This window comes from Streptomyces sp. SBT349 (genome assembly GCF_001083795.1).
In the GTDB taxonomy this organism is placed as follows: domain Bacteria; phylum Actinomycetota; class Actinomycetes; order Streptomycetales; family Streptomycetaceae; genus Streptomyces.
Genome location: NZ_LAVK01000607.1, coordinates 1 through 2,004, shown reverse-complemented (window position 1 = coordinate 2,004; position 2,004 = coordinate 1). Strand labels below are relative to the sequence as shown.

The 2,004-nt window shown below is 68.6% G+C and carries 1 protein-coding gene; it reads left to right on the top strand.

Annotation, left to right across the window (positions count from 1 at the left end; all coding sequences use genetic code 11):
* Positions 1–33: 33 nt before the first annotated feature.
* Positions 34–2,004 (top strand): acyltransferase domain-containing protein (locus ADY01_RS35145; RefSeq protein WP_159001637.1); only part of this gene is annotated, 1,971 nt, incomplete at its 3' end.

Here is a 2,004-nt window from a genome sequence, read left to right as displayed (position 1 = left end):
GGGTTGTGTGAGGGGTTTGGTGTGTTCGCGGGGGTGTTCGATGAGGTGTGCGGGTTGCTGGATGAGGCGTTGGGCGATGGGGTGTCGTTGGGTGTGAGGGATGTGGTGTGGGCGCTGGAGGGGAGTGAGGCGGCCGGTTGGTTGGGGGAGACGGTGTTCACGCAGGTGGGGTTGTTCGCGTTCGAGGTGGCGTTGTTCCGGTTGTGGGAGTCGTTGGGTGTGGTGCCGGGTGTGGTGGCGGGGCATTCGGTGGGCGAGATCGTGGCGGCGCATGTGGCGGGGGTGTTGTCGCTGGAGGATGCGGTGCGGGTGGTGGCGGCGCGGGGTCGGTTGATGCAGGGGCTGGAGCCGGGGGCGATGGTGTCGGTCGCGGCGCCGGTGGAGCGGGTGGAGCAGGCCATCGAGCAGTGGCGGGCTTCCAGTAGTAGTGACGGTGGGGTGTGGGTGTCGGGGGTGAATGGTCCGGCCTCGGTGGTGGTGGCCGGGGAGCCGGGCGCGGTGGAGGACCTGGTCTCGGTGCTGGAGATCCAGGGGGTGCGGTGTCGGCGGTTGGAGGTGTCCCGGGCGTTCCATACTCCGCTGGTGGAGCCGATGCTGGAGGCGTTCGCGGAGGAGATCGCCGATGTCACTCACCGGCCGGGTCGTATCCCGGTGATCTCGGGCGTGACCGGCGAGGTCATGGGCGAGCGGCAGTGGGGTGTGGGTTACTGGGTGGAGCAGGCGCGGTGTGCGGTGCGGTTCGACCGGGTCGCGGGCTGGCTGGCGGAGCATGGGGTGGGCAAGGTCATCGAGATCGGGCCGCGGGGTGTCCTGACGGCCATGGTGCGCGAGACAGCTCCTGATCCGGCCGTGATGGCGGTCATTCCCAGCACCCGCACCCGACACCCCGAGGCCGAGGCGTTCACCACCGCCCTGGCACAGGCCTACGTCGCGGGGGTCCAGCCGGACTGGAGTGCCGTCTTCGCCGGGAGCGGCGCCCGCCGCATCGACCTACCCACCTACGCCTTCCAACACCAACGCTACTGGCTGAAGGGCCGACCGGGTGTGCGGGATATGCGAGGGCTGGGCTTGGACGCCGCGGACCACGGGGTGCTGGGAGCCGCGGTCGCAGTGGCGGACAGCGATGAGTGGCTCCTGACCGGACGGCTGTCACTGTCGACGCACCCCTGGTTGGCGGACCACGCGGTGGGTGGTCGTGTCGTCGTGCCGGGGTCGATGTTGGTGGACCTGGTGATTCGCGCCGGCGACGAGGTCGGTTGTGACCGGGTGGAGGAGCTGACGCTGTCGGCTCCGTTGGTGCTGCCCACAGACGGCGGTGTGCGCGTTCAGGTGCGGGTGGGGGCAGCTGATGAGGACGGGCGGCGCGAGGTCGCTGTCTATTCGTACGGGGATGAGGGCAACGCTGGAGGTTCGTGGGAGCGCCATGCGAGCGGCGCCGTGGTGGACCGTGGGTCGCTGCTTGACGAGGGTGACGCGTCGATCGTTGATCTGTCGGTGTGGCCTCCTGCTGGTGCCGAACCGTTGGAGGTCGCGCATGCCTACGATCTCTTCGCGGAGGCCGGATATGCCTATGGTCCGGCGTTCCAGGGGCTGAAGGCGGCGTGGCGTGGGCCGGATGGGGAGCTGTTCGCCGAGGTGGTGCTCCCCGAAGAACTACACCAGGACGCCGGGCGGTTCGGCATCCACCCGGCGCTGCTCGACGCCGCTCTGCACGTTGGCGCTCTGCAGGATCTGACGAGTGGATCACGAGAGACCTGGCTACCGTTCGAATATCGCGGTGTGCGCCTGGTGGCCAACGGTGCCGCCTCACTCCGTGTGTGCGTCACGGGCGCTGGCCGAAGCGACATACGGGTTGAGTTGGCTGATTCGGTGGGTGAGTTGGTGGCTGTGGTGGGTTCGATGGTGGCGCGGTCGGTGGATGTGGGGTTGTTGGGGGTGGTGGATTCGGGTGTGGGTGAGTCGTTGTTCGGGGTGGAGTGGGTGGAGCTGGCTGGTGGTGGTGGT